The 25,679-nt window shown below is 73.6% G+C and carries 25 protein-coding genes; 9 read left to right on the top strand and 16 right to left on the bottom strand.

Annotated features, from left to right (window positions below; genetic code table 11):
* Window positions 1-46: 46 nt before the first annotated feature.
* Window positions 47-1,207: a TIGR03364 family FAD-dependent oxidoreductase gene (locus tag ABH937_RS03065; RefSeq protein WP_370217086.1), complete on the bottom strand. Its 1,161-nt coding sequence runs from the start codon at window positions 1,205-1,207 to the stop codon at window positions 47-49.
* A 266-nt stretch (window positions 1,208-1,473) separates the two neighbouring features.
* Between ABH937_RS03065 and ABH937_RS03060 the strand changes: the two genes are divergently transcribed.
* On the top strand, window positions 1,474-2,232 hold the full coding sequence (locus tag ABH937_RS03060; protein WP_280693893.1) for an AIM24 family protein: 759 nt from the start codon (window positions 1,474-1,476) through the stop codon (window positions 2,230-2,232).
* Window positions 2,233-2,336: 104 nt separating this feature from the next.
* Here the strand turns inward: ABH937_RS03060 and ABH937_RS03055 are convergent, their stop codons facing one another.
* The 8 genes from ABH937_RS03055 to ABH937_RS03020 all read right to left on the bottom strand — a co-directional run bounded on the left by ABH937_RS03055 (window position 2,337) and on the right by ABH937_RS03020 (window position 9,790).
* Window positions 2,337-2,567 (bottom strand): hypothetical protein, encoded by a 231-nt coding sequence (locus ABH937_RS03055; protein WP_280693892.1) that lies wholly within the window; start codon window positions 2,565-2,567, stop codon window positions 2,337-2,339.
* Window positions 2,568-2,747: 180 nt separating this feature from the next.
* Window positions 2,748-4,019, bottom strand: coding sequence for an MBL fold metallo-hydrolase (locus ABH937_RS03050; RefSeq protein ID WP_370217084.1), 1,272 nt, complete (start codon window positions 4,017-4,019; stop codon window positions 2,748-2,750).
* A gap of 9 nt (window positions 4,020-4,028) precedes the next feature.
* The gene (locus ABH937_RS03045) at window positions 4,029-4,748 is read right to left on the bottom strand and encodes an HAD family hydrolase (RefSeq protein ID WP_370217083.1); all 720 of its coding nucleotides are present in this window, start codon (window positions 4,746-4,748) and stop codon (window positions 4,029-4,031) included.
* Window positions 4,741-5,583 carry a carbohydrate ABC transporter permease gene (locus tag ABH937_RS03040; protein WP_370217081.1) on the bottom strand — a complete coding sequence of 281 codons (843 nt, stop codon included), beginning with the start codon at window positions 5,581-5,583 and terminating at the stop codon, window positions 4,741-4,743. Before ABH937_RS03040 ends, ABH937_RS03045 begins: the two co-directional genes overlap by 8 nt.
* A complete protein-coding gene (locus ABH937_RS03035; protein WP_370217080.1) occupies window positions 5,580-6,893 on the bottom strand; it encodes an extracellular solute-binding protein in 1,314 nt (437 codons plus the stop codon). Before ABH937_RS03035 ends, ABH937_RS03040 begins: the two co-directional genes overlap by 4 nt.
* Before the next feature lie 102 nt (window positions 6,894-6,995).
* On the bottom strand, window positions 6,996-7,928 hold the full coding sequence (locus tag ABH937_RS03030; protein ID WP_370217078.1) for a carbohydrate ABC transporter permease: 933 nt from the start codon (window positions 7,926-7,928) through the stop codon (window positions 6,996-6,998).
* A 144-nt stretch (window positions 7,929-8,072) separates the two neighbouring features.
* Window positions 8,073-9,404 carry an ABC transporter substrate-binding protein gene (locus tag ABH937_RS03025; RefSeq protein ID WP_370217076.1) on the bottom strand — a complete coding sequence of 444 codons (1,332 nt, stop codon included), beginning with the start codon at window positions 9,402-9,404 and terminating at the stop codon, window positions 8,073-8,075.
* A gap of 20 nt (window positions 9,405-9,424) precedes the next feature.
* Entirely contained in the window at window positions 9,425-9,790 is a 366-nt protein-coding gene (locus ABH937_RS03020) for a hypothetical protein (protein ID WP_280693885.1), read from the bottom strand.
* On the opposite strand from ABH937_RS03020, the gene ABH937_RS03015 reads away from it, so the two are divergent.
* From ABH937_RS03015 to ABH937_RS02990, 6 genes are all read left to right on the top strand, one after another.
* Complete coding sequence (locus ABH937_RS03015; RefSeq protein ID WP_370217074.1) at window positions 9,777-10,037, top strand: hypothetical protein; 261 nt, start codon at window positions 9,777-9,779, stop codon at window positions 10,035-10,037. The genes ABH937_RS03020 and ABH937_RS03015 overlap by 14 nt on opposite strands.
* 218 nt (window positions 10,038-10,255) lie before the next feature.
* Window positions 10,256-10,783 carry a hypothetical protein gene (locus ABH937_RS03010; protein WP_370217073.1) on the top strand — a complete coding sequence of 176 codons (528 nt, stop codon included), beginning with the start codon at window positions 10,256-10,258 and terminating at the stop codon, window positions 10,781-10,783.
* Complete coding sequence (locus tag ABH937_RS03005) at window positions 10,783-12,648, top strand: ABC transporter permease (RefSeq protein WP_348533710.1); 1,866 nt, start codon at window positions 10,783-10,785, stop codon at window positions 12,646-12,648. The genes ABH937_RS03010 and ABH937_RS03005 overlap by 1 nt, the downstream gene beginning before the upstream one ends.
* Window positions 12,645-13,412, top strand: coding sequence for an ABC transporter ATP-binding protein (locus ABH937_RS03000; RefSeq protein WP_370217072.1), 768 nt, complete (start codon window positions 12,645-12,647; stop codon window positions 13,410-13,412). Before ABH937_RS03005 ends, ABH937_RS03000 begins: the two co-directional genes overlap by 4 nt.
* Complete coding sequence (locus ABH937_RS02995) at window positions 13,409-14,074, top strand: ATP-binding cassette domain-containing protein (RefSeq protein ID WP_370217070.1); 666 nt, start codon at window positions 13,409-13,411, stop codon at window positions 14,072-14,074. Before ABH937_RS03000 ends, ABH937_RS02995 begins: the two co-directional genes overlap by 4 nt.
* Window positions 14,075-14,166: 92 nt before the next feature.
* On the top strand, window positions 14,167-16,392 hold the full coding sequence (locus tag ABH937_RS02990; RefSeq protein WP_370217068.1) for a HEAT repeat domain-containing protein: 2,226 nt from the start codon (window positions 14,167-14,169) through the stop codon (window positions 16,390-16,392).
* A gap of 139 nt (window positions 16,393-16,531) precedes the next feature.
* On the opposite strand, the gene ABH937_RS02985 is transcribed toward ABH937_RS02990, so the two are convergent.
* Window positions 16,532-16,807 (bottom strand): helix-turn-helix transcriptional regulator, encoded by a 276-nt coding sequence (locus ABH937_RS02985; protein WP_280693880.1) that lies wholly within the window; start codon window positions 16,805-16,807, stop codon window positions 16,532-16,534.
* An 87-nt stretch (window positions 16,808-16,894) separates the two neighbouring features.
* Here ABH937_RS02985 and map point away from each other — a divergent pair, with 87 nt between their 5' ends.
* Window positions 16,895-17,665 carry a type I methionyl aminopeptidase gene (gene map, locus ABH937_RS02980; protein WP_280693879.1) on the top strand — a complete coding sequence of 257 codons (771 nt, stop codon included), beginning with the start codon at window positions 16,895-16,897 and terminating at the stop codon, window positions 17,663-17,665.
* Here the strand turns inward: map and ABH937_RS02975 are convergent.
* Complete coding sequence (locus ABH937_RS02975) at window positions 17,649-18,188, bottom strand: DUF1990 domain-containing protein (protein ID WP_280693878.1); 540 nt, start codon at window positions 18,186-18,188, stop codon at window positions 17,649-17,651. The two genes, map and ABH937_RS02975, sit on opposite strands and share 17 nt — an antisense overlap.
* A 122-nt stretch (window positions 18,189-18,310) precedes the next feature.
* On the opposite strand from ABH937_RS02975, the gene ABH937_RS02970 reads away from it, so the two are divergent.
* A complete protein-coding gene (locus ABH937_RS02970) occupies window positions 18,311-19,099 on the top strand; it encodes a methyltransferase domain-containing protein (RefSeq protein ID WP_280693877.1) in 789 nt (262 codons plus the stop codon).
* Between the two features lie 14 nt (window positions 19,100-19,113).
* Here the strand turns inward: ABH937_RS02970 and ddaH are convergent, their stop codons facing one another.
* From ddaH to ABH937_RS02945, 5 genes are all read right to left on the bottom strand, one after another.
* Window positions 19,114-19,932, bottom strand: coding sequence for a dimethylargininase (gene ddaH, locus ABH937_RS02965; protein WP_280693876.1), 819 nt, complete (start codon window positions 19,930-19,932; stop codon window positions 19,114-19,116).
* Between the two features lie 83 nt (window positions 19,933-20,015).
* Window positions 20,016-21,128 carry a ParB/RepB/Spo0J family partition protein gene (locus ABH937_RS02960; RefSeq protein WP_370217067.1) on the bottom strand — a complete coding sequence of 371 codons (1,113 nt, stop codon included), beginning with the start codon at window positions 21,126-21,128 and terminating at the stop codon, window positions 20,016-20,018.
* Between the two features lie 219 nt (window positions 21,129-21,347).
* Window positions 21,348-22,670 carry an MFS transporter gene (locus tag ABH937_RS02955; RefSeq protein WP_370217066.1) on the bottom strand — a complete coding sequence of 441 codons (1,323 nt, stop codon included), beginning with the start codon at window positions 22,668-22,670 and terminating at the stop codon, window positions 21,348-21,350.
* A gap of 47 nt (window positions 22,671-22,717) precedes the next feature.
* Complete coding sequence (locus tag ABH937_RS02950; protein ID WP_370217065.1) at window positions 22,718-23,971, bottom strand: acetyl-CoA carboxylase biotin carboxylase subunit family protein; 1,254 nt, start codon at window positions 23,969-23,971, stop codon at window positions 22,718-22,720.
* A gap of 426 nt (window positions 23,972-24,397) precedes the next feature.
* Window positions 24,398-25,648, bottom strand: coding sequence for an MFS transporter (locus tag ABH937_RS02945; RefSeq protein WP_370217063.1), 1,251 nt, complete (start codon window positions 25,646-25,648; stop codon window positions 24,398-24,400).
* Window positions 25,649-25,679: the final 31 nt, after the last annotated feature.

The raw sequence follows: 25,679 nt of genomic DNA, 5'->3' as shown, positions 1-25,679 counted from the left end.
GCGAGTGCGGCGGGCCCCACCCGTCGGTACGTCACCCGCAGAGGGGTCACCCGCAGAGGGCCGCCAGTTCGGCCGGCTGCTGCACCGTGCCGCCGAGCAGGCCGTCCAACACGGCCGGTGCCAGGCCGAGCGCGGTGGTCATGCCGATGCCCGAGGTCACCGAGACCGCCCGGACGCCCTCGGCGGGGGCGGCGACCAGGTACGGGCGCACGCCGGAGGCGTAGACGCCGCGCCAGCGCTCACGGACCGTCAGCCGCTGCACGCCGAGCAGTTGGGCGGTCTCGCGCAGCACGGCGGCGTCCAGCTCCTCCGGGTCGAAGGGGGCGGGGCTGACGTCGTAGGTGTGGGTGTCACCGATGGTCAGGGTGCCGTCGGGGCGCTGGGTGAACATCAGGTTGAGGCCGATCCCGATCAACTCGGGGTACTCGCGGGTGAGCCGCTCGCGCACCTCCGGCAGGCTCGGGCAGGCGGCGAAGCCGTCGTAGCGCAGCAGCGAGAAGCCGGTCTGCACGGCGGGCTCGATGGGCCGCGGGTGCGGGTTGTCCACCCGCAGCATCCGCAGTACGCAGCGCCGCACGCCGGACTCGGCCGCCAGCTCGGGGTAGTGCCGGTCGAGGTCGTGCCCGGCGGCCAGCACGATCGCACCGGCGCGCAGCTCACCGCGGCTGGTGCGGACCAGGCCCGGCTCGATCGCGTGGGCGGTGGTGGCCCAGTGGAACCGGACGCCGCGCTCGGCGAGGTGGCGGGCGATCGCCGGCACGCACTCGCGCGGGTCGACCCGCACGTCGTCCGGCAGCCAGGCCCCGCCGACCACGCCCGGACCGACCGGCACCCGCTCGGCCACCTGCGCCGCGCCGAGCAGTCGCACCTCGTCGTCGCCGCGCAGCTGCTGGAACTCGGTCAGCACGGCGAGCTCGTCCTCGGCCCGGGCGACCATCACGGTGCCGCTGCGGCGCAGCCAGAAACCGGCCTGCTCGGCCAGCTTGATCCAGCGCGCGCGGGCCTCAAGACCGTAGCCCAGCGCGACACCGTCCTGCGCGGTGGCGCAGGCGTGGCCGAAGTTGCGCACCGAGGCGCCGGTGGCCCGCTCGTCACGCTCCACGATCGCCACCGACAGCCCGCGCTCCAGCGCCTCGTACGCGTGGGCCAGACCGACGATCCCGGCTCCGACGACCACCACATCCGCCGAGCCCAGCGTGTCGTTCACGGTTCTCCATTCCGATGCGCCCGTGCGGTGGGCGCATCCACAGCAGTGCCAAGTTGTATGAACAACTTCCTTCGTGCTGAAACCTACGGTCACCCCCGTACCACGCCGGGGGACTGCGGGTGAATCCCCGGTGAATACCCGGCCATCAAACGCCCCCCGTGCCACCGGCGATGCGGCCGCCCGCCCTGGTCGGCAGCACGGTCGGGCGATACCGTGCGCGATGGGTGGGCGGCACGGGGCTGCTACCGGTCGGGGAGGGAATCCGGATGCAGGACGTGATCAAGGGCAGCACGATGCCGGTGCTGGAGATGCAGTTGGGGGCCGGCGAGTCGATCATCTCGATGCACGGCGAGCTGTCCTGGATGTCGGCGAACATCCAGATGTCGCAGACCACCAACTCCGGTGGCCCGGGCGGCGGCGGGCTGCTGGGCACGCTCAAGCGGGCGGTCAGCGGTGGCGGGATATTCCTGACCAGGTACCAGGCGCACGGCGCCCCGGGGCTGGTGGCCTTCGCCTCGAAGGTGCCGGGGCACATCGTGCCGGTGGACATCGCCCAGGGCCGCGGCGTGCTGGTGCACCGGCACGGCTGGCTCTGCGGGACGCCGGGGATCACCCCGAGCATCGCCCTGCAGCAGTCCTTCCGCGGCGGGCTGTGGGGCGGCGAGGGCTTCGTGCTGCAGCGGCTGCACGGGCAGGGCCGGGCCTGGATCGAACTGTCCGGCGAGCTCTGCCAGTACACCCTGGCGCCCGGTCAGACCATGCTGGTGCACCCCGGGCACGTGGGGATGTTCGACGAGACGGTGCAGTTCAGCATCACCCGGGTGCCGGGCATCGCCAACAAGATCTTCGGCGGCGACGGCTACCACCTGGTGGCACTGACCGGGCCCGGCCAGATCTGGCTGCAGAGCATGCCGCTCTCCAGCCTGGCGCACGCCCTGGAGCCGTACCTGGCCCGGGACGGCGCGGTGGCCGGGGCCGAGGGCGCGGGGCTGGGCGGGATCGTCGGCGGGATGCTGCGCAGCTGACCGCCCCCGAGAGCGCGCACCTGCCGCTCGACGCGCACGTAACGGTCGACGCGCGAGTGCTGGTTGAGGCCTACGCCGCAACCAGCACTCGGACCGACCGGACTCTAGAAGAAGTCCCGGTCGATGATCTCCTCACGCTCGACGATCTCCTCACGGCCACCGCCGAAGAGGCCGTCGAACAGACCCGGCCGCTCGATGATCTCCTCGCGCTCGATGATCCGCTCACGACCGAAGCGGTCGCGCTCGACGATCTGCTCGCGCTCGATGATCTCCTCACCGCCGAAGAAGCCGCGGTCGCGCTCGATGAACTCCTCGCGCTCGTAGAACTCGCGCACGATGTCTCCCCTGTTCAGGCCAGTCCTGCTGGTGCTTGCTGACGTTCCGACAGGCGTGACGATAACGCACCTCTCCGGCCCCGATCGCAACGCCCGGGTAACACCCGCGTGCGGATGCCGTCACAGCGGCGGAACGGGCTCCCGCACCGCACCTGAGCCCGAACCAGGGCCGACCTAGCGTCAGATCGCGTCGCCACCGAAGGTGTAGCGGGCACCGTAGGCGGCCAGCACCCGCCGCATGCCCTGCGGCGGGTGCAGCCGGGTGGGCGAGGTGGTGTGGATCGGGAAGACGGTGGCGGGGCGCAGCCGCTCCAGCATGTGGTGCAGGTCGTCCTGCGAGGCGTGGCCCGAACAGCCGATCTGGCGCAGCGGGATGCCCAGCGCGGCCAGCCAGTCGGTGAACGGCGCCCAGCGCGGCTCGAAGGGGCCGAGCGGCTCGCCGTTGGCGTGCACCAGGGTGGCGCCGGGGTAGCCGTCGCCGACCGGCAGGTCGAGCAGCGAGGGCAGGTCGTCCGGGTCCGGCATCACCACGTACCGGTCCGGCTCGGCGCGCAGTTCGGCGGCCGGCAGCTCGGCCGCCGAGAGCGCCTGCTCGACGCCGACCAGGCGCAGGAAGGCCGCCACCTGCTCGGTCCAGACGATCCGCCGCCCGGCCGCCCCGGCGATCTCCAGGAACGCCCGCACCCGGTCCACGTCGCGCGGGTAGAGCGAGAGCAGCAGCAGGCCCGGGGTCTCCTCCAGCGCGCGGGCGAAGTCGCGGGCCACGTCGCTCTCGTCGCGCCGGCGCCCGCTCGGGTTCTCCCAGCCGAGCGTGGTGCCCTCGGTGACCAGGACGGCGCTGCCCGCCGCCCGGTCGACGAAGTCCCAGGACCGCTGCGGGTGGTGGCCGTGGAAGCGGTAGTCACCGGTGAAGGCCAGGGTGCCGTCGGGCGTGTGCACCAGGTAGCCGCTGGCGCCCGGCACATCGTGGTCGACCGGGACGCACTCCACCTCCAGCGGGCCCACCACTACGCGCTGATGGTCCGTCAGACGCCGCCAGTCGGGCTCGCCGTGGGTCAGTCCCTGGCCGGTGGCGGCGAGCGCGGTCAGCACGTCGACCGCCTCGGTGTGCGCGTGCACGGCCACCTCGGGGCGGACGAAACCGGCCAGGCCCACGTGGTCGATGTGCGGGTGGCTGACGAAGACGGCGGTCTCGCCCGCCTGTTCGGCCAGCGGCGAGCCGGGCTCCAACGCCTCGGGGGCGAACAGCCCCGGCAGCGCGGGCGCGGCGCCCAGGCGCAGCCGGTCGGCCAGTTCCCGGCCCGGGCGCGGGCGCACCGGCAGCCGGAACAGGTCGCCGCCGGACGGGATGTCGATGCCGATGTCCAGCAGCACCCGGTAACCGTCCTGCTGGACCAGGATCTTGCTGCCGCCGATGACGCCGACTCCGCCCCAGAATTCGATGGTGGCCATAGCGGGTGATCAGTTCCTTTCGGTCGGCGCCTGGGCCGTGGCCCAGGTCCGGATGGAGTCGAGCAGCCCCTCCACGGTCGGGGCGATCGCGTCGGCGGGACCGTCGGCCCGGCCGAACCGGTCGATGTAGGCGCTGTGCGCGCCGACCTCGCGACCGGGCTCGATGTCGTTGCGCCAGTGGTCGCCGATCACGCAGAGCCGCCGCCTGCCGCCGGCCGGGTTCTCCGCGCGCAGCAGGTGCCGCAGGCCGTCCGGCTTTCCGGTGCCGGCGACCACCGAGTCCAGCAGCGGCGGCAGTTCGAGCCGCCGCAGCAGCCCGTCCAGGCCGGCCGCCGGGCTGTTGGTGGCCAGCACCACCCGCACGCCTTCGCCGCGCAGTTCGGCGAGCAGTTCGGCGTAGCCGGCCGGGACCTCCAGCGGGCAGCGGGCAGCGTCCAGCATCAGCTCGCGGGTCGCCGCGAACGCCCGGTTCAGCTCGGCGGTGTCCAGGCCGACCGCGCGGCCGAGCACCGCGACGGCCTCCCAGCCGTCGATCGCCTCGCCCAGCGGCGGCCCGGCTGCGGCGCCGAGCGCCAGGAACCGCTCGACACCGTCCAGCAGTTCGGCTCGCGCGGCGGTGGGCAGCGCGGCGGCGGCGTGCTCGGCGTAGCGCCGGATCGGCGCGTCACCGCGGTAGAGGGTGCCGTCGAAATCGGTGATCAGGACCGGAGATGACGTCGTGTCAGCCACGGACACCGCCCGCGGTGGACATCGCGCCGGTGACGAAGTGCCGCTGCAGCACCAGGAAGAAGGCCAGCACCGGCGCGGTGGTGAAGACCACGGCGGCGGCGAGCCCCGGGTAGTCGGTGCCGTCCGCCCCGGCGAAGGCCGCCAGTCCCACCTCGACCGGCTGCACGTTCGGGTCCTGGGTCATGATGAACGGCCAGAGGAAGGAGTTCCAGCTGGCCAGGAAGACCTGCAGGGCGATGATCAGCATCGCCGGACGGACCAGCGGCATGCCGATCGACCAGAGCATCCGGAACCGTCCGGCGCCGTCCAGCTCGGCGGCGTCGAAGAGTTCGGCCGGCAGGCCCAGGAAGAACTGCCGGACCAGGAAGATGCCGAAGACGCTGGCACCCCACGGCACGATCTGGATCCAGTAGGTGTCCAGCCAGTGGATGTCGGTGGCGATGATGTAGTCGGGGATGATCAGCACCGTCCCCGGCACCATCATCACCGCCATCACCAGCGCGAACAGCAGGCCCCGGCCGCGGAACCTCATCACCCCGAAGGCGAATCCGGCCAGCAGCGAGGTGGCCAGCGCGAGCACCACCGTGCAGGCGCCGATCAGCACCGTGTTGAGGAAGAGCCGGGGCCAGGGCGCGGCCGCCCAGGCGCGGGCGTAGTTCTCCCAGTGCCAGTGCGGAAGCAGCAGATCGGCGAGGGTGCTGGACTGCGAGGCCGAGTTCAGCGAGGTGACCAGCACGTAGTAGAACGGGAAGAGGAAGGCCAGCGCGATCAGCACGGCCACGGTGCGGCGCAGCGCGCCGCGCGGCCGACGAGCAGTTGGTCCGGCGAGGGTCACTGGCCCGCCTTCTGGTCCGCCTGGGCGGCCTGCTGGGCGGCGTTCAGCGCGCCGGCCGGGTCGGCGCCCTGCTCCAGCACCTTCTGCAGCGCGACGACCTCCTCGCCCTGGGCCTTGGCGACCCACGGGAAGGCGGGCTGCGCCACGGCGTAGTCGAGGGCCGCGGCGGCGGTCTTCATGTACGGGTTCTTGGCCAGGAAGTCGCTCATCTGGTCGAGCGCCTTCGCGGTGACCGGCAGGTACCCGGTGGTGCTGGACCACTGGGCCTGGCTCTGGGCGGAGGCCAGGAACTGCATGTACTTCCAGGCCGCCGCCTGCTGGGCCTTGCTCGCCGACGCGAACATCGCGATGTTGGTGCCGGAGAGCACGTTGGTCGGCCGGCCGCTCGCGCCCGTCGGCAGCACCTCGGTGCCCAGGGCGAACTTGCCGCCCACCGCCTGGTTCTCGAAGTAGTAGCCCGCGGCGCTCGACATGTCGAAGGCGCCCTTCTTGGCCCCGAGCGCCGTCTCGCCCGGGAAGTTGGAGCCGACCGCCAGCGCGCCGGCCTTCTTCAGGTCGGCCAGGTAGCTCAGCGCCTGGACCGCGGCCGGGCTGTTGAGCTGCGGGGTGCCGTCGGCGGCGATGTCCGGGGTGCCGTCGGCGGCGCAGAGCGCGTCGAAGAGCACGGTGCCGCCGGCCGGCGAGGCGGTGGTGCCCGGGTCGATGCTGATCGCGGTGACGCCGTCCCCGGAGACCGCCTTGGCCGCCGTCGCGAACTGGTCCCAACTGGTCGGCGCGCCCTGCCCCTTGGCCTGGAGCAGGTCCTGGTTGTAGAAGAGCACCTGGACGCTCTTGTTGAACGGCCACATCCACAGCTTGCCGTCGGGCAGCCGCAGGTCCTTCTGCACGCCCTGGTAGAAGTCCGAGAGCCCGGCCGGGCTGTCGCTGCCCGCGTACTGGCCGACCGGCAGGATCACCTGACTCTTGGCGTAGTCGGCGGCCCAACTCTCGTAGACCTGACCGATGGTGGGCGGGTTGTGGGCCGCGACCCCGGCGGTCTCCTTGGCGTGCAGGGTGCCGTAGTCCGGCTGGTACTCCAGGTTGACCTTGATGTTCGGGTTCGCCTGCTGGAAGGCGTCGGTCAGCGCGACCAGGGTGCTCTTCTGGGTGCCGCTGATCATGATCTGCATGAACGAGATCGTGGTGGTGCCGCCCGAACCCGCGTCGGCGCTGGACTTGCTCGACGAGGAACAGGCGCTCAGCGCACCGAGCACGGTGGCCGCGGCCAGCACGGTGGCGGCGGTACGACGCAGCGTGGGGTTGGAGGACATCGGGGTTCCTTTTCGCGTGTGGGGATACCGGCAGGGGCAGGCGAACAGTGCGGAACGGCGGTGCTGTGGAAGGGTGTTGCTGTGGAATGACATTGCTGCGGGTCAGAGGTCGGCGGCGATCCGGTCGCCGAGGCGGCGCTGGAGCAGCGTGAAGGCGGCGGTGACCACGAAGAGCACCACGGCCAGCGCGGCGCCGTACCCGGTGTCGAAGAGGACGAACGCCTCCTGGTAGAGCAGGTAGCTCAGGGTGGTGGTCGCGTAGGCCGGGCCGCCCCGGCTCATCTCGTAGAACTGGGTGAAGGCCTGCAGCGAGGTGATGCTGGTGATCACCACCGCGAAGAGCGTCACCGGACGCAGCTGCGGCCAGGTGATGTGCCAGAACTCCTGCCAGGGGCTCGCCCCGTCGACCCGGGCCGCTTCGCTGAGTTCGCCGGAGGTGACGGCCAGACCGCCGAGGAAGAGCACCACGGTGAAGCCGACCTCGTGCCAGAGGCTGTAGACGATCACCGAGGGCATCGCCCAGCTGCTGGAGAAGAGGAACTGCGGGGTGGGCAGGTGCAGGTGCTTCAACACCAGGTCGATCAGCCCGAACTGCGGGTTGAAGAGCCAGACCCAGGCGAGCGAGGTGGCCACGATCGGGGTCGCGTGCGGCGCGAAGATCGCCACCCGGCCGGCGCTCAGCAGTCGCCCGCCACGCTGCAGCAGCAGCGCCAGGGCGAGCGAGAGCGCGGTGCCGCCGATCACCATGGCCGCGCAGTAGTAGAGCGAATTCCCCGCGCTGGTCAGGAAGTCGGGCGTGGTGGACTGGAACAGCTGGCGGTAGTTGTCGGTTCCGATGAAGCTGGACATCGACGGATTGAGCGTGTTCCAGTGGAAGGTGCTGATGTAGAGCGTGTACGCGGTCGGTCCGATGATGAAGACCGAGAAGATCAACAGCGCCGGCGCCGTGTACAGCCACCCGGCCCATCCCTCACGCGGCCGACTTCGCCGCCGGACCCGCTCGCTCAACTGCACCATGGCACCGTCTCTTCGCACTCGCGCTTCCTCGACGGCTCAGAGTGAAACGCGCGTAGATAGCGTACCGATGGCCACCCGATGAACAGTTGGACAATCAGTATCGGATGATCAGCCACCTGTGAAATCCTGAAAGGCTGGCCACTTTCTGCCTCGGAGCTGGCCTCAGGGCTGGTACGGCAGCTGCGGCACGTCGAAGCAGTTGGTGTCCATGTCGGGCACCTGGGTCACCCAACCAGGCCCGCCCGCTGGGGTGTTGTCCTGCCAGCGGGCCACGTCCAGGCAGGCGCGGGTGAGACCGCTGGGGCGCGGCAGGCGGACGAAGTCGGCGGGGATCAGCAGCCCGTGCGCGTCATAGGGCTGGGCTCGGTTCAGGAACCGCTCCACGCAGGCCCGGGTCAGCGCCGCCCCGCACGAGTCCATCGCGTCGGTCAGCCACTGCGCGCCCGCCCAGCCCTCCAACTCCCAGGCCGACAGCAGCGGTTCGCGATCCGGGTAGTAGCGGCTCACGGCGCTGCGGAACTGCTGGACGGCGGGGTACCGGGTGTCCGCGTAGTTGCGGCTGGACGAGGTGGCCCACAGGACGCCGCGGCAACCGGGCGCGGCCGCGTAGTCGCGGCCCACCGTCTGCGCCCAGTTCTGCACGTTGGTCACCTTGGCGACGAGTTTCACCCCCGCCGCGTCCAGCGCCTGGCAGAGCCCGGTGTTGCCCCGGGTGTCCATCGCGTCGAAGACGATCTGGGTGCCGTCGGAGGCCATCGCGGTGGCCACCGCGGGGAACGCGGGCAGCGCCAGGTCCACCGTCTTCATCAGCACGTGGTAGCCCTCGGCCGTCAGGCCCTGCTCGATCTGGTGCGCGTAACTCAGCGACTCGGCCTGGTTGTAGGCGACCACCGCGGCCCGCCGCACGCCGAGGCGCTGCTGGAAGTACCGGTAGACCTCGGTGCTCAGGAAGAGCGTCCCGTCCCAGCCGACCGAGCGGCCGTCGCGCGGGGCGTTGCTGCCGTAGATGCCGTACAGATGCGGATACCGGTCGTACGCGGTGCCCAGCGGCTGGCTGCCCACGTCCGGCACCGCCTTGCCGTTGACGTACGGGGCTCCCGCGTAGTCGAGCACGCTGCCCGCGGCGAAGGCGAAGACCTGGTCCTGGTCGATCAGCTTGTGCACGCACTCCTGGTTGCCGAAGCCGCTGCCGGAGTCATCGCAGGTCACCACCTGCACGGTCCGCCCGTGCAGGCCACCGGCCGCGTTCAACGCCTGGAAGAACGCCAGCGCGCCGTACCGGGGCCCGGAGAGCACCTCGGTGCCGAGCGGGCTGGTCAGCGAGGTGACGATGCCGATCTTGATCTGCCCCGACGTCACACCGGTGTCGCTGGCCGGGTTGCCCCCGGCGGCCGTCGGACCCGGCGCGGCGAAGTCGCTCTCCGGCAGCCGGGTGCCGCAGCCGGCCAGCGAGCCGGACAACACCAGCAGGGTGGCCGCCAGCGCGGCGGCCACCCTGCTAGGGCGTGTCTCAATCAGCTGCTGCACCCGGGCACCACGCCGGCCGCGGTGTTGCCGCTCTGTGCGACCAGCCCGCAGAGCGTGGCCTGTGAGACCTTCCAGGTGCCGTTCTCCAGCACCGCCTGCCCGGCCGCGTTCGGCTGCACCACCTGGCCCTGCAGCAGCAGGTTGTAGGTGACGGTCGCGGTGCTGGCGGAGCTGAACTGGACGTTCGTCACCTGCGCGCTGATCTGCGAGATCCGCGGGTCGGCGGCGAAGGCCTGGAGCAGCGGCTGGAGTTGGTCGCCGTTCTGCAGCAGCCCGGCCTTGGCGCTGATCGGCGTGGCCGGGGAGAAGAAGCTCTGCCAGTTCTGGGTGACCTGCGCCGTGGCGGCGGCCACGTCGGCCGGCGCGGTGCCGGTCGGGGTCGGCGAGGCCGCGCCGGTGGCGGAGGGCGAGGCCGCGGCGGAGGAGACGGACGCGGACGCGGACGGCGCCGCCGACCCGCTGCTCGCCGCCGGGGTCGGGGTCGGGGTCGGGGTGGCACTGGAGCTGCTCTTCGTGCTGCTCGAGCAGGAGGCCACCAGCAGCAGGGCCCCGAGCACGGCGGCCGCCGTCCGAAGGACCGTCAGGCGGCCGGACGGGTGAGATCGCGGCTCTGCGGACGGGCGACGCGCCGGGTCGGCCGGCCGGTCGTTGGGCATGGTGCGCATGGGTTTCTCCGCCTGGTGTCGCGCTGCGACCGAGTGTGACGCAGGTGACACTATGTAGGCCGATCGACCACCCACCCGCAACACGGCGGCGGGCGAGCCGGCCGGCGCGGCTGACGGGTCGCCGGCCCCTGGCGGGCGGCGGAAAGGATCGCGATGGACAGCTCCGGGCGCCCGGTCCTCACCCGCCTCCTCGCCGGCGCACCCTTCGGCTGGCTGCTGGCCCTGCTGGGTGGGGCGATGTGCGTGCTCGGCTGGTACGCCGTCTCGGGCGAGCGGCTGACCGCCCGCCAGCTCCCCTACCTCGCCTCCGCCACCGCGCCGGGCGCCGCGCTGATCGTGGCGGGCGTGGTCTGGGCAGCGCTGCGCACCCCGGGCGCGGGCACTGCCGCCCTGGGCGCCCCGACGGGCACCCAGGGCACGGCCACCCCGACCGACGCCGCTCCCCCGGTCGAGCCGGCCGCCGCCGACTGGCAGCTGCCCGAGACCGGCGGCGAGCCGGCGGCGCCGAGCGGCAGCCTGGTGGCGGTGCCCGGCGGCACCCTCTGCCACCGCCCCGACTGCCCGCTGGTGGCGGGCAAGCCGCAGGCCGTCCCGGTCGACGGCGCGGCGGTCCGGGCCCGCGGGCTGGCGCCGTGCCCGGTCTGCGAGCCGGACGTGCTGCCCGCGGACGGCCCGGTCTGATGGCCGACCCCGGGCTGGCGATCGACTTCGCGCTGGCGGGCGTGGCCGTCGGCAGCGCGGCCGCGCTCAGCGGAGTCGGGCTGGTGGTCTGCTACCGGCTGACCGGGGTGCTCAACCTGGCGCAGGGCGGCATCGCGGTCTTCATCGCCTATCTGCTGCGCGAGCTGGTGGTGGTGCGCGGCTGGCCGGTGGGCTGGGGCGCGGTGCTCTGCCTGCTGGTGGTGGCGCCCGGGCTCGGCGTGCTGCTCCAGCTGGCCGTCTTCGGACCGCTCCAGCGGCGCCAGGCGGCGATCGGTGAGGTGGTGGTCGCCTGCGTCGGCGTCCTGGTGCTGCTGATCGGCGCGGTCGCGGCGATCTGGGGCACCACGCCGCTGACGGACGTGCCGTCGCTGGTCCCGGCGCGGACCGTCACGCTGCCCGGTGGCCACCTGCTGCGGGTGGACGCGGTGGCCCAGCTCGGCACCGTGCTGGTGATCGCGGTGGCGCTCTGGGCGATCGGGCGGTGGACCGGCTTCGGGGTGCGGGCCAGAGCGGTCTCCGCCGACCCGACCCTGGCCGAGCTGGCCGGGGTGAACGCCGGGCGGGTGGCGGCGGCCGGCTGGGCGTTCGGCTCCTTCACGGCCGGGCTGGTGGGCGTGCTGCTGGCGCCGTTGGTGCTGCTCGACCCGTACGGGCTGCCGCTGCTGGTGATGGAGACCCTCGCGGTCGCGGTGGCGGCCCGGCTGCAGAGCCTGCCGATCGCGGTGGCCGTCGGGCTCGCGCTGGGCATCGGCCAGTCCGAGCTGACCTGGCTGCACCCGGGCGGCACGCTGGGGCCGCTGCTGGACGCCGTGCAGTCCAACCTCTTCGCGGTGGCGCTGCTGGTGGCCGCCCTGGTGCCGTGGGGCTTCGTCGAAGGCTTCACCGAGCAGGGGCTGCTGGGCGGCGGCGGCGTGCCGCAGCTCGGGCGGCGGCGCGGCGGTGACGCTGGCTGGGGCTCGAGCTGGGGCTGGGGCTGGGCGACCGCCGTCTGCGCGCTCGCGCTGCTCACCCCGCTGGCGCTGCGGGCGGGCGGCGTGCGGGCCGTGCTCACGGTGCCCGCACTGGCGCTGATCCTGCTCTCGGTGGTGCTGGTGACCGGCGGCGGCGGGCTGGTCTCGCTGGGCCAGGGCGCGTTCGCGGGCCTGGGTGCGCTGGCCGCCGCGCTGCTCGCCTCCGGCCGGGTGCCGGTGGGCGCGGCGCTGGTGGTCACCGTCCTCGGGCTGGCGACGGCCGGGCTGCTGATCGGCCGCCCGGTGGTGCACCGGCGCGGCCTGGTGCTGGCCCTGGTGACCTTCGCGCTGGCGGTCGGGCTGAGCCGCTTCGTCTTCGAGCAGCCCTACGCGACAGCCGGCCTGACGGTGCTGCGGCCCGTCTTCCTCCGTGGCGACCACGCCTTCTACGCCGCCGAGTTGGCGGTGCTCGCGGTGGGCGCGCTGCTGGTGGCGGCGGTGCGGCGGGGGCGGCTGGGCCGGGCACTGGTGGCGATGCGCGACCACGAGGCGGGCGCCTGGGCGGCGGGGGTGGCGGTGCCCCGGGTCAAGCTGCTGGTCTTCGGGCTGGGCGCGGGCCTGGCGGGCGCGGGCGGAGTGCTGCTCGCGCTGGGCGGCGAGGCCTTCGACGCCTCGGTCTTCGACCCGGTGCAGGGGCTGCTCTGGTTCGCGGCCGTGGTGGTGGCCGGGGTGGACAGCGCGGTCGGCGCGGTGCTGGCCGCGTTCGCGCTGGTGGGGCTGGACGCGGCGACCGTGCCGGGGATGTCGGCCGTGGTGGTGGGCGCCCTCGCGGCGGGGGCGGGCCGACTGCCCGGCGGGCTCGCGGGCCGGGTCCGGCGGGCGGTGCCGGGGTGAGCGGCGAGCGGACCGGCGCCGGGCTGCTGGCCGGACGCGGGGTGCTGCGGCGGCTCGGCGGCGTGCCGGTGGTGGACGGGGTGGACCTGGCCGTGCGCGCCGGGCGGGTCACCGCGCTGGTCGGCCCGAACGGCGCGGGCAAGAGCGTGCTGCTCGACTGCCTCAGCGGACTGGCCCGGCCCGACGGCGGGCGGATCCTGCTCGACGACCGCGACATCACCCGGGCGCCCTGCCACCGGCGGGCCCGGCTCGGCGTGGCGCGGACCTTCCAGCAGGTGGCCGTCTTCCCCGAGTTGACGGTCGCGGAGAACGTCCAGGTCGGCGCCGAGCAGCAGCGGCCGAGCAGGCCCGGCGGCGCCGCTCTCCGGGCGCGCCTCGCGGCCCCGCCGGCGGTGGCGGTCCGGCAGCGGGTGGCCGGCGCGCTGCGACTGCTGGGCCTGACCCCGCTCGCCGACCGCCCGGCGGGCGACCTGCCGCTCGGGGTGCTCCGGCTGGTCGAGTTGGCCCGAGCGCTGGCCGGAGCGCCGCGGGTGCTGCTGGTGGACGAGGTCTCGGTCGGCCTCGACGCGGGCCAAGTCGCCTGGGTCGCCCGGGTGCTGGCCCTGGTGGCCCGCGAGGGGGCGGGCGTGCTGCTGGTCGAGCACGACCTCGGGTTGGTCTCCCGGCTCGCCGAGACCGCCTACGTGCTGGACGGCGGCCGGGTGGTGGCCACCGGTCCGATCGAGCGGGTGCTCGCCGACCAGCGGGTCCGGCGGCTCTGGTGAGCACCTCGACGGGCGGCCTGGCCGCCGAACTGCACGGCGTCCGGGTCCGCTACGGACGGGTCGAGCGGCTGCACGGGGTGGACGTGCGCTGCCCGAACGGGCGGGTCGGCTTCCTGGTCGGCCGCAACGGTTCCGGGCGCTCCACCGTGCTGGCGACCCTGGCCGGCCTGGCCCACCCGTACCAGGGCCGGGTCACCGTGGCCGGACGGGACGTCACCACGCTGGCCGCCCACCGCCGGGCCGCGCTCGGCGTGGTGCTGGTCCCGGACCGCCGGGCGGTCTTCTCGACCCTGACGGTGGCCGAGACGCTCGGCCTGTCCGGCCCGCCCGAGCGCGCGGCGGCCCGATTCCCGGAACTGACCGCGCTGTTCGGCCGGCTGTGCACCGATCTCTCCGGCGGCCAGCAGCAGTTGGTCGCCCTCGCCCGGGCGCTGCTGGCCGAGCCCGCGTTGCTGCTGCTCGACGAACCCGAACGCGGCCTGGCCCCCGCCGTGGTGGCCCGGCTGCGCCGGCTGCTCACCGACCGGGCGCTGGCAGGGCGCGCGGTGCTGCTGACCGCCCGCACCCTGCCGGCCTGGGCACCGGACGACGCCCTGGTGCACGTGCTGGAGCGCGGCCGGCTGGTCTGGCTCGGCGAGGCGGGCGAACTGCGCCAAGGGTGAACTGTGGCAGGGGTGAGCCCCCGTCGTCCGACTGTCGGCGCGCTGCGCGAGACTGACGCGACAACACCTCGCGCACGACAGGGAGTCGCCGCATGCCCGACCCACTGCACGGACTGGACGCCGTCGACTGGGCCTCGCTCACCCACGCCTACGGCGACGCGGGCGATGTGCCCGTTCTCCTGCGCGCACTGGCCGGCGATGACCCCCGCGAACGCGCGAACGCGCTGGACGCCCTCTACGGCGGCGTCCATCACCAGGGTGATGTCTACAACTCGACACTGGCCTGCCTGCCGTTCCTCCTCTCCCTGGCCGGCGACCCCGCGGTGGCCGACCGGGCGAGTGTGCTGTACCTGCTGGCCAGCATCGGCGAGTCTGCCGACGCCGCGATCGAGCACGCCTGGGACGGCATGCCGGACCCGCACACGGTGATCGCCGCGCATGACGGCGAGGACGACTGGTGGGAGGAGCTCGCGGTGGCCTACGGCCTGCTCGCGGGCGACGTCCTGCGCGAGCGAGTACCGCTACTGGCCCGGCTGTTCGACGACCCGGACCCGGCCGTCCGGGCGGCGGCGATCGGGCTGCTGGCCCGGCGGCACCCGCAGCCGCCGGCCGTCCTGGACCCGCTGATCGCCCGCGCCGCCGTCGAGCAGGACGGCGCGGTCCGGCACGCGCTGGCCGGCGCGTTCGGTGAACTGCTGGGCCGGTCACCCGAGTCCGGCCGAGCCACCGAGGGCCTGCTGCGACTGGCCGCGCCCGGTGGCGACCCCGGCACGGTGCTCACGGCGCTCGCCGAACTGGCCCGCCACACGCCGGAGCAGCTGCCCGCCGGCCTCGTCGAGCGGGCCACGGCCGCGCTGGACGACGCACAGCAGCGGGGCAGCTCCCCCGCCGCTCCGCCGCTCCCCGACGACGGCACGCTCAGCTCCCACCTGCGGCGGCTGCGCGCCACCGAGTTCGAGGACGCCACCGACGAGCGCGCGGCCGAGGCCCTCGCCGACCTGCACCTGGCCCTCGGCGACCGGGTGACGGACCGTCACCGCCTGGTCCTGCACGCCCTGCGGCACGGCGACCCGCAGAGCCGGGCGGACGCCGTGGAGCGGGCCGGCGACCTGCACAGCGGCTGGCGGGTGCCCGGCGCCGAGGCGACCGCCGAGCTGCTGGCCGCCCTGGTCACCGCCACCGACCCGGCGGTCAGCGCCGCCGAGACCGCTACCGCCGCCGCTCGCGAACTGCGCCTCTGCGCCCTGCCGTTGACCCCCGCACTGCTGGACGCCGCGGCCGCCGTGGCCGAGGCCGGGGAGTACCGCACGAGCTGGGGCTGGGAGCGGGGGCTGCCCGGGCAGTGCCTCCAACTCCTGGTGGCGGCAGGCGATCGGCGCGCCGCCACGCTGCTCGCCCGGCTGCTGCCGGGTCGCGAGGGCCCCGAGGAGCTGCCCGCGTGGTGCGCCCGGCTCGCCGCGCACGCGGCCGACCTGATACCCACCCTGGTCCCCCATCTGAGCTGGACGAACGCGAAGTCCGACACCACACCGGGGGTGTTCGACCACGCCGGGGTGACGGCCTCCTGCCGCGTCCTGGCCGCCCTGCAAGCCTGCCTCCCGGGGTCCGGGGCCCTGATCGCCCCGGTACTCGAGGAGTTCCGCAAGGAGCTGCCGAAGACCGGCGGCACCCTGCACCCGGCGGCCCTGCTGCTGCTCGCCCACCCGGACGATCTGGGGCGCGAGGCGGAGGAAGCAGAGGAAGCAGCTGAGGTGGTGCCGGTGCTGCGCCGACTGCTCCCCGATCCGAAGCCGGCGACCCGGGCGGTGATCGCCCGCGCGCTCTGGCACGCCGGCCTGGACCCGGCGGAGTTGTGGCCGGTGCTGGCCGAGCTGCTGGCGGACCAGCAGGCCTGGTACGCCCGGCAGTTGGCGCTGGACCTGCTGGCCGCCATGGGCCCGGCCGCCGCGCCGCTGGCCGAGCCACTGCGCGCCTGCCTGACCGACGACTCGGACCAGATCACCGCCCGGGCCGCCCTCGCGCTGCGCGCGGCCGGCCTGGCGGACGAGCCGCAGTCCGCTCAGCTGCTCGACCGGACGCTCGCCACGGCGTGGACCGACACCAGGGCCGTGCGACCCGTGATCGCCGCCGGCCTGCGTCGGGCGGCCGCGGCCGGGCAGCCGCTGCCCGACGGGCTGCGCGAGCTGCTCGCGATGGAGGCGGCCGAGGTCCGCCGGTTGGGCAACGACGGCGCCCCCAGGCCCGGGATGCGGTACGACTGCGCGGCGGACGAGGCACTGCGAGCCGACTGCGCGGAGCTGCTCGCGCTGCTGGGGTAAGGCGGGGCTCGCGCTCGGCGCCGTCGCCTATGGTGTCCGAGCGCGGGCCCGCACCTGACGGCCCGTCGGCGCGGCGTTCATCGCGCCCCCGACCTGATCCGCAGCGGCCGGCCGGGCGATCCCGCCCCGCCGACCTCCGTCACGCCGAGAGCAGCTCGGTGTCCCCCGGCGCGACCGGCGCGCAGAGCTCCGCGATCTCGTCCAGCGACAGGCCCAGCGCCCCGGCGAGCGCGACCACCGTGAAGAAGGCCGGGGTCGGCGCCCGACCGGTCTCGATCTTGCGCAGCGTCTCGGCCGACAGGCCGGCCTGCGCCGCGACCTCGACCATGCTGCGCCCGCCCCGGGCCTGCCGGAGGAGCGTGCCGAGCTGTTCGCCGCGTTGGCGTTCCAGCGCTGTGAGAGGAGTGCGCACCATGCCGTGATTCTAGCTCCCGCACCCACCGCGACCGTGATACAAATACCGGTATAAGAATTGGAGCAGGGCTCAGGGAGGCTGTCAGCCATGGTGGAGATCAAGACGGACGCGGCGCTGGACGCCATGCGAGAGGCCGGGCGCGTCGTCGGCGACGCGCTCGACGCCGTCCGGCGGGCGGCGGCGGTGGGGGTCTCGCTCAGGGAGCTGGACGAGGTGGCGCGTGGCGTGCTGCGGGCCGCGGGAGCCGACTCGCCGTTCCTCGGCTACCGTCCCAGCTTCGCCGACACACCGTTCCCCGGGGTGATCTGCAGCTCGGTCAACGAGGCCGTGGTGCACGGCATCCCGACCGACTACCGGCTGCGCGACGGCGACCTGGTCGGCATCGACTGCGGGGCCAAGGTGGGCGGCTGGACCGGCGACGCGGCGATCAGCTTCACCGTCGGCACACCGCGCCCGGCCGACCTCGCGCTGATCGAGACCACCGAGCGCGCGCTGGCGGCGGGCATCGCCGCCGCCGTGGTGGGCGCCCGGATCGGCGACATCTCGCACGCGGTCGGCAGCGTGGGCCGCGCCGCGGGCTACGGCATCCTCGCCGGCTACGGCGGCCACGGCGTGGGCCGCAGCATGCACGAGGACCCCCACGTGGCGAACGACGGCCGCCCCGGGCGCGGGATGCGACTGCGGCACGGCATGGTGCTGGCCATCGAGCCGATGTTCCTGGCGGGCGGCCGGGACACCTACCTGACCGCCCCGGACGGCTGGTCCCTGCTCACCGACGACGGCAGCCGCGGCGCCCACGCCGAACACACGGTCGCCATCACCGAGGACGGCCCGCGCATCCTCACCCTGCCGTCCTGAGACCCGCCCCATCCACCGCCCGGACCGCGCCGATCCGCAGCACCCGGGCGCAGCGGCGGGCGTAGAGCTCCTGGAACAGCACCGCGAACGGGTAGCCGAGGCGGGTGTACCAGGCGGCCGGGCGACTGAAGGCGGTGACGCTGAACCAGACCTGCTGATCCGCCGTCAGCTCGACCAGGAACGCCTCCTCCCCGCACTCCGGATGCCCGGGCAGCGAGCCGTAGGCGAAGCCGCGGCGGGTCGGCCCGTCCGCCACCCAGACGACCTCGCACGGCGCGGCCACCCCCAGCCGCCCGCGCCCGACCAGCACCCGCACCCGGGCACCGGGTGCGGCCCGCGCCGCGGTGGCCGTCACCCGCACCCCGACATCCCGATGCATCCGCCAGCTCAACACCCGCTCGCCGGCCGCCGCGAACAGCTCGCGACCCTGCCCCAGCCGGGCGCGGTAGCGCAGGTGCCGGTAGCCGGCGGGCAACGGTCCCGGGCGGCCGGTCGCCCCGACCTCGGGGTAGCTGAACGTCATGCGCCCATGATGCCGCGCCGCGCCGGGCACGCCCAGGAGCCGAGTTCTCTTGACATCAAGATATATCGGCGGCAAGCTCTCTCCAGAAGGTATCTTGATATCGAGATAACTGGGAGCACGCCATGACCAGCCCCGTCTGGGACCCAGCACAGTACCTGCGTTTCGCCGACGAGCGCACCCGCCCATTGCGCGAACTGCTCGCCCGGGTACCCGAGTTGCCCGCCGCGCCCACCGTGCTCGACATCGGCTGCGGACCGGGCAACTCGACCGCCGAGCTCCGCCGCCGCTGGCCCGACGCGGCGATCACCGGGATCGACAGCTCCGCCGAGATGCTCGCCATCGCGCGCGGCGAGCAGGGCGAGCCGACCGCGGACTACCTGCTGGCCGACGCCGCGAGCTACGACCCGGCACCGGCCGCGCCCGACCTGATCGCCTCCAACGCGACGCTGCAGTGGGTCGACGGGCACCTGGGGCTGCTGCCGCGCTGGGCGGCGGCGCTGCGGCCGGGCGGCGTGATCGCCTTCCAGGTGCCGGGCAACTTCGAGGCGCCCAGCCACCTGCTGCTCGGCGAGCTGCGCCGCAGCGCCCGCTGGCGCGAGCGGCTCGGCGAGGACACGGCCCGGGCCGGCGTGCACCGGCCCGAGGTGTACCTGGACGCGCTGCTCGCCGCCGGCTGCACGGCGGACGTCTGGGAGACCACCTACAGCACGCTGCTCACCGGCCCCGACCCGGTCCTCGAATGGACCAAGGGGACGGCGCTGCGCCCGGTGCTCACCCGGCTCGGCGACGACGCCGAGCGCGCGGCGTTCACGGCCGAGTACGCCGCGCTACTGCGCGAGGCCTACCCGGCCGGGCCGCACGGCACGGTGTTCCCGTTCCGCCGGATCTTCGCGGTCGGCGTGCGGCTCTAGCACCGCTCATCACCTCAGGGCCTCAGCTCCAGGGTGCAGCACTTCACGCCGCCGCCGGCCTTGAGCAGTTCCGACAGATCGACCCCGATCGGCTCGAAGCCGCGCTCCTCGAGCTGGGCGATCAGCCCCCGGGCGGCCTGCGGCAGCAGGACGTTGCGGCCGTCGGAGAACGCGTTCAACCCGAAGGCGGCCGCGTCCGAGGCGGTCGCCAGGATCGCGTCGGGGTAGAGCTCGCGCAGCACGCCCTGGGTGCCGGGGGTGAACGCCTCGGGCCAGTACATGATCTCGGTGTCGGAGAGCACCGCGAGGGCGGTGTCCAGGTGGTAGTGGTTCGGGTTGACCAGGGTCAGCGAGGTGACCGGCAGGCCGAAGTACTCCTGGGCCTCGGCGTGTGCCCGCAGGTCGGTGCGGAAGCCGGTGCCCGCCAGGATCCGCCGTCCGACGCAGAGCAGGTCGCCCTCCCCCTCGTTGATGAACTCCGGCCACCGCACCTGCTGGTAGCCGTTGCGGACGAACCAGGAGAGGTACGCGGGCCCCTCGGCGGTCCGCTCGGCGTGGCGGAAGCGCGCGCCCAGCACCTTGCCGTCCAGCACGGTGGCACCGTTGGCGGCGAACACCATGTCGGGCAGGCCGGGCAGCGGCTCCAGCACCTCCACGGCGTGCCCGAGCGAGACATAGCGCTCCCGCAGCCGCTCCCACTGGAGTTGGGCCAGGTTGCGGTCCGCCGGCTTCTCGGGATGCATCCAGGGATTGATCGAGTAGCAGACGTCGAAGTGCCGCGGTCGGCACATCAGCAGGCGGCGCGGCCGGGCGGTGCGCTCGGTCTCAGGCATCGTCGAGTCCTCGGTGGGTGCGGGTGGACTGGAGCACGTCGAAGCAGCCATGGCCGATCAGCGAGCGGACCGGCGCCACCGGGTCAGCCGATCTGGCGGGCACGGTACTGCAGTTCGATCGACAGCTCGCGCCAGCTGTCCGAGCACTCCCGCGCCAGATCGGCTACCACCGGCAGCAAGTGCGTGGGGATGTTGCGCAGTTCGGTCTCCGCCTCGCCGACCACCACCAGCCGTCGGTGCAGCCAGATCAGCAGCGCGCGGCCTTGGTCGGTGAAGCGCAGCGAGGGGTCGCGGCGCAGCGTCTCCAGGCCGGCGAACGGCTCGGGCCGCTCGGGCCGCGCCGAGCGCTCGGAGCGCTCCGACCGGCCCCTCTGGTCGGCCCGGTCCGGTCGCTCGGCCGCCTCCCCCCGGCCGCCCTGGCGGGGCACCCCGATCGGGCGCATCGCCGCCAGGACGGCCGCCACCGGCGCCAGTTCGGCTGCTACGTCCGGCACGGGTGCCATGTCCGCCTCACCCGTCACCCCGTCCGCCGCCGTGCTCGCCGTCAACTCCCGGGCGCCGCGCGCCGACTCGCGCCGCATCGGGTCCTCGCCCCGGTCCAGCCGGGCCTTGATGTCGTGCGCCGTCCCCAGCGACACCCCGGCCGCTTGGGCGATCTCGCGCAGTGAGGCGTCCGGGTACTCGCGGATCACCTCCACCGCTCGCCGCCGGCCCTCGTCGGCGTTGACCGGGCGCAGCCGCCCGTCCCGCCCCACTCGACTGCCGCGCTGGGCCGCCTCGGCCCCCGCGAGCTTGCGGATCGTGCCGACCGTGCCGGCCGCCAGCCCGGTCAGCTGGGCCACCGCCCGATCGGCCAACTCCGGTTGCAGTCCGACGATCCGGCGGGCCGCCTCCTTGCGCTCGGCCAGCGAGAGCGGCAGTCCGTGCGCCACGTTGGCCTGCACGCCCAGGATGTAGGCGGCGGCTTCGGTGCCGTCGAAGTACTCGACGACGATGGTCGGTTCACCCTTGAGCCGGGCCGCCCCCAGCCGGTGCATGCCGTCGATCACCCGCATGGTGCTGCGGTGCACCAGGATGGGCGGTAATTCGGCGTCGGTCTGCGCCAGCCGCCGGATGTGCTCCTCGTCCTCCGCGCCGAAGCGCGGCGACTCCCCGGGCCGGATCGACTCGACGGGAATCCGATCCCTCGTTCTCATAGCGCCCCCAGGCACGTGTGTCGCCAGAACCAGTTCGGCTCCATGTGGCGGAGCCGCGATGTGTGCGGTACGCGTTGGCGCGGACCCGCCGACAGCCGCCCGGCGCGGGGTCACCGCCGGCTGTGCTGCCAAGGGTCGCGAAATGCTCGACTGCTCACGGTCGGTGGACCGCCTACTCGCCGTCGGTGAACCGCCGGCGCCTCGGACACCCTCGTTGACTCATACGCCCTCACTGACCGGCTCGGGGTCCGGCTGCCGGCTCGCCGTGGGTGGCTGGACCGACCGGACGCCGACCACCCCGAAGACGGTCGACACGATCCCGAAGACCGCGACCACCGGCCAGACGCCGTGGCCCAGTTGCTGGAACAGCAGGCCGCCGATCACCGGCCCGATCGCGGTGCCTGCGGTGAACATCAGCTGGAAGCTGCCGATGTAACGGGCCTTGAGCCGTGGTGGGGCGGCCAGACCAGGGTAGGCGAAGAAGGCCGGTCCGCCGATGACCTCGCCGAGCGTCCAGACCAGCGTGCCGATCATGATCACCGCGGCGCCCAGCGGCAGGCCGTAACCCGCCTCACCGAGGCCGATCAGGGCGAAGCCGGCGCCCACCGTGAGCTTGACCGGCAGGCGCTGGGTGAACCTGGTCAACGGCAGCTCGACGACGATCACCACGATGCTGTTGATCGAGACCGCCAGGCTGTACCAGAAGACGCCGACATGGGCACGGGTGATGTCCAGTGGCAGCGTCGACAGGTACTGCGCGTAGATGATGCCGTTCGCCAGCGCGCCCACCAGGAAGAGGGTGAACCTGGTGTCCCGCAGGACGGTCAGGTAGCTCTCCTTCGGCGCGGGTGGCCCCGTGCCGGCCTCGACCGGCTCGGCCGACGGCGCGTCCTCGGCCATCGGCACGTCCTCGGCCGGGGGGATGCCCTCGGCCGCCGCCTTGCCCGGCAGGGTGAGGAAGGCCAGCACCGCGTACCCGACCGCGACCGCCGCCTCGCCCCAGAAGAGCATGCCGTACCCGTGGCCGCCCAGCCGGTACAGCCCGAAACCGAGCTGCGGGCAGAGCGTGGTGCCGATGTTCAGCCCCAGTCGCCAGATACCGAAGATCATCACCTGCCGGTCGTCCGAGGTCAGTTCGGAGAGCAGCGCGGCCGAGGCGGGCCGGTAGATGGTCTGGAACAGGCCGACCAGCACGACCGAGCCGATGATCAGCGGGTAGCTGTGCACGTAGTAGACCAGCACCAGCAGGAACGCCGAGCCGGTCATGCTCAGCACGGTGGCGTTGCGCGCGCCCAGCCGGTTGGCCAACGCGCCGCCGACCACCACCCCGGCCACCCCGCCGAAGCCGTAGGCGCCGAGCGCGAACGCGGCGTGGCCGGCCGAGTAGCCCCGGGCGGTCAGGTAGAGCACCAGGAAGATGCCGAGGAAGGCACCGAGACGGTTGATCACCACGCCGGCCAGGATCGCCTTCACCGCGAGCGGCGACTCGACGAAGGTGGCCCACGGGCCCGGGCCACCCTGCTGTTCCGCCCTCGCGCTCATCTACCGTGCTCCGTAGGGAAGCTGACGGATCATCACCAACACGGCGGTCACCGGGGGACGACGACGAGCGCCGCCTCGGCCGCGTCCAGCACCAGGCCGCAGGCCGCCCGGGAGTCGGCGACCGCAGTGGCGTAGGCGATCCGGCCCCAGACCGTGCCCTTGGGCGGCGGCGAGACCACCGCGCCCGGCTGCGCCACGGCCACCGCGCGGTCGACCTCGACCGGCAACCGCTCCTGGTCGAAGCCGACCGAGTCGATCGTGGTGTCCTCCGCGGCCACGTAGAAGAACCGCACGCCGGCGGTCCGGCCCGCCGTCGCGGCGAGGTGCGGCGGCAGGCCGCAGGCCACCCGGGCGGCGGCCAGGCCGGGGTCGATCCCGGTGGCGAGCCGCCCGAGGTAGGGGATCAGGTCGCCGCCCAGCCGTCCGTTGACCTCGATCAGCCGGGGCCCGTCGGCGGTGAGCATGAACTCGCTGTGCGTCCAGCCGTCGGTGAACCCGAGCGCCGCATGGGTCTCGGCGAGCACCCGGGCGAACCCGGGGTCGGCGAGCAAGGGATCGTCGGCCGAGACGAAGTGGCCGATCTCCTCGGCGTAGGGCGGGTAGCCGACCAGCTTGCGGCCGACGAAGAGCGCGGTCACCACGCCGCCGTGGACCACCGAGTCGACGCTGATCTCCTCGCCCGTCACGCACTCCTCCACCAGGTACGGCTCGGCGGAGTCGAAGACGACCGGGTCGGGCAGCGTGGTGGTGCGGGTGAAGGTGAACCCGTTGCGCAACTCCTCGCGTCCGGCCACCTTGATCACGCCGATGCTCGCGCCGTAGCCACGCGGCTTGACGATCACCGGATAGCCGATCCGCTCGGCCGCGGCCAGCGCCTCCTGCTCGGTGCCCACCGGGATCGACACCGGCTGCGGCACCTCGGCCGCCGCCAGCGCCCGCCGGGTCTGCGCCTTGTCGCGCAGCCGCCAGATCACCGCCGGATCACCGTTCGGCAGCTTGAGCGCCTCGGCGATGTGCGAGGCCGCGTGGATCCGGCCCTCGTCCCAGCACAGCACGCCGTCGAACGGTTCGACGCGGTGCAGTTCGGCGGCGGTGGCGGCCAGCGCCGGGCCGTGGTAGGTGTCGGGCACCACCGTCCAGCCGGTCAAGTACTCGCGCTCCCAGGTCGGTTCGACCGTGTGGAAGAGGTGCACGCTGAACTCGGTGCTGATCGGCCCGAGCAGGTACTCGCGGTAGGACCGCATGCCCGTCGCGACCAGGAGTAGACGTGGCCGCTCTGCCACTTCACTGCCGGTGATCATCCTCTGACGTCCTTCCCGGGCTCCCGCTCCCGTCCGGCCGGTCAATGGATCGGGTCGCCACCCTGGAGCCGTGCCGAATCGGAACCACAACGTACAAGCGGTTCTGACAGGCTGTCGACAGATTCGACACGAGTTCGTTGACGCCGTATCCAGCCTGACAGGGACTCGACAGATTCAATCTGACCGAGCGTCATTAAATGGTGACGGAAGCGAGGCCGTTCAACCGGCAAGGCCGAACGGTTGAACGGCAGTTGCCGAGTCGGGTTCGATAGGCTGGACGGCGGCCAATCACGTCTGGCATTCTCCGTGCCGTCGAAATCCGGCGAATTCCGCAATTCGACATGGCGGGCATATGCCCACGAATTCCCGGGGCAGTTCGGCCGGCCGAGCGGTCCTGGATCCGGGCCCCGATAGCGGCGGAGCGGGTCACCCCACCGAGCCGCGCACCACCACGGCCCCCGGCCTGGTCCGCTCCGCCCAGGCGGCCAGCGGCGGCCCGAGCAACCCGAGCCCCGCGAAGAAGGCGCCGAGCAGCAGCCACCCGAGCTGCCCCAGCCCCAGGCAGAGCGTGGTCAGCACGGCCGGCGCCACCGCCTGCCCGGTGTCGAAGCCGAGCCCGAGCAGCCCCTGGTACTGCCCCTGGGCGTGCTCGGGCGCCAGCCCGAAGCCGAGCGCGAAGCTGCCCGAGGACTGCCACACCTCCCCCAGGCTGTGCGCGGCCATCGCCGGCAGCACCAGCAACACCGCGGCCCAGGAGGGCAGGTCGGCGGTCAGCGCCATCAGCGGGCAGCTGACCAGGAAGAGCAGCCCGGCCCAGCGCAGCGCCCGCCCGCCCTCGCCCGGGGTTTCCACCCGCGAGCCGATCGGGATCTGGAAGAGCACGCAGCAGAGCGAGTTGAGCGCGCAGACGGCCGGGACCGTCCAGCGCGGGGCGTGCGTGTGCTGGGCCAGCCAGAGCGGCAGCAGCAGCGAGGCCACCGGGTACTGCAGGCCCATCGCCCCGTCGACGGCCGCGAGCAGCGCGAACGGCCGGTCCCGCAGCACCGCCCAGCGACCGGCCCGGGCCGGCCTGGCGACGGCGGGGTAGGCCGGCACCCGGAGCAGCAGCAGGCCGCAGCCCAGGTAGCTGGCGGCGTTCAGCAGGATCAGCGCGGTGTACGCGGCCCGGGTGTCGATCTGCACGGCGGCGGCCGCGCCCAGCGTGCCGAGCACCACGCCGAGGTTGACGAAGGTGCGCAGCCTGGCCCGGAACTCCGCCGGGCGCTCGCCGCCGATCCGGGCGACCAGCGCTCCGCGCGCGGCGTTGCTCGCCGAGAGCGCGAGCAGGTCCAGGGTGGCGATCGCGGTGAAGGCGGCCCAGCCGTGGACGAAGAGGAAGGCCGCCATGGTCGCGGTCTGCACGGCCAGGGTCAGCAGCAGCACGGCGCGCGGCCCGCGCCGGTCGGCCAACTCCCCGGCCGGCACCCCGGCGAGCAGGCCGATCAGCCCGGCGATGGTCAGCCCGAGCCCGAGCCGCCCGGGCGACAGGTGCACGACCCGGGTGAAGTAGAGCACCGAGGCGGTGTTGAACAACCCGTTGCCGACCCGGTTGACGAAGCTGGAGAGAATCATGGCGCGCTGCGGACCGCGCTCCGGCGGCACCGGGGCACGCTGCGGAGCGGAGGTCTGTTCGAGCATGACGGTCAGCGTACTGACCACCGGTCGGCGC

Source organism: Kitasatospora sp. GAS1066B (genome assembly GCF_041262605.1).
Lineage (GTDB): Bacteria > Actinomycetota > Actinomycetes > Streptomycetales > Streptomycetaceae > Kitasatospora.
This window is presented reverse-complemented; position numbering and strand designations above follow the sequence as displayed.

Bases quoted from the DNA above. Each gene is read 5' to 3' on its own strand.
- ABH937_RS03060 (WP_280693893.1), top strand. From the start codon at position 1,474: ATGCAGGACGTGATCAAGGGCAGCACGATGCCGGTGCTGGAGATGCAG.
- ABH937_RS03050 (WP_370217084.1), bottom strand. From the start codon at position 4,019: ATGGCCACCATCGAATTCTGGGGCGGAGTCGGCGTCATCGGCGGCAGC.
- ABH937_RS03035 (WP_370217080.1), bottom strand. From the start codon at position 6,893: ATGTCCTCCAACCCCACGCTGCGTCGTACCGCCGCCACCGTGCTGGCC.
- ABH937_RS03010 (WP_370217073.1), top strand. From the start codon at position 10,256: ATGGACAGCTCCGGGCGCCCGGTCCTCACCCGCCTCCTCGCCGGCGCA.
- ABH937_RS03005 (WP_348533710.1), top strand. From the start codon at position 10,783: ATGGCCGACCCCGGGCTGGCGATCGACTTCGCGCTGGCGGGCGTGGCC.
- ABH937_RS02990 (WP_370217068.1), top strand. From the start codon at position 14,167: ATGCCCGACCCACTGCACGGACTGGACGCCGTCGACTGGGCCTCGCTC.
- ABH937_RS02985 (WP_280693880.1), bottom strand. From the start codon at position 16,807: ATGGTGCGCACTCCTCTCACAGCGCTGGAACGCCAACGCGGCGAACAG.
- map (WP_280693879.1), top strand. From the start codon at position 16,895: ATGGTGGAGATCAAGACGGACGCGGCGCTGGACGCCATGCGAGAGGCC.
- ABH937_RS02975 (WP_280693878.1), bottom strand. From the start codon at position 18,188: ATGACGTTCAGCTACCCCGAGGTCGGGGCGACCGGCCGCCCGGGACCG.
- ABH937_RS02970 (WP_280693877.1), top strand. From the start codon at position 18,311: ATGACCAGCCCCGTCTGGGACCCAGCACAGTACCTGCGTTTCGCCGAC.
- ddaH (WP_280693876.1), bottom strand. From the start codon at position 19,932: ATGCCTGAGACCGAGCGCACCGCCCGGCCGCGCCGCCTGCTGATGTGC.
- ABH937_RS02960 (WP_370217067.1), bottom strand. From the start codon at position 21,128: ATGAGAACGAGGGATCGGATTCCCGTCGAGTCGATCCGGCCCGGGGAG.
- ABH937_RS02955 (WP_370217066.1), bottom strand. From the start codon at position 22,670: ATGAGCGCGAGGGCGGAACAGCAGGGTGGCCCGGGCCCGTGGGCCACC.
- ABH937_RS02950 (WP_370217065.1), bottom strand. From the start codon at position 23,971: ATGATCACCGGCAGTGAAGTGGCAGAGCGGCCACGTCTACTCCTGGTC.
- ABH937_RS02945 (WP_370217063.1), bottom strand. From the start codon at position 25,648: ATGCTCGAACAGACCTCCGCTCCGCAGCGTGCCCCGGTGCCGCCGGAG.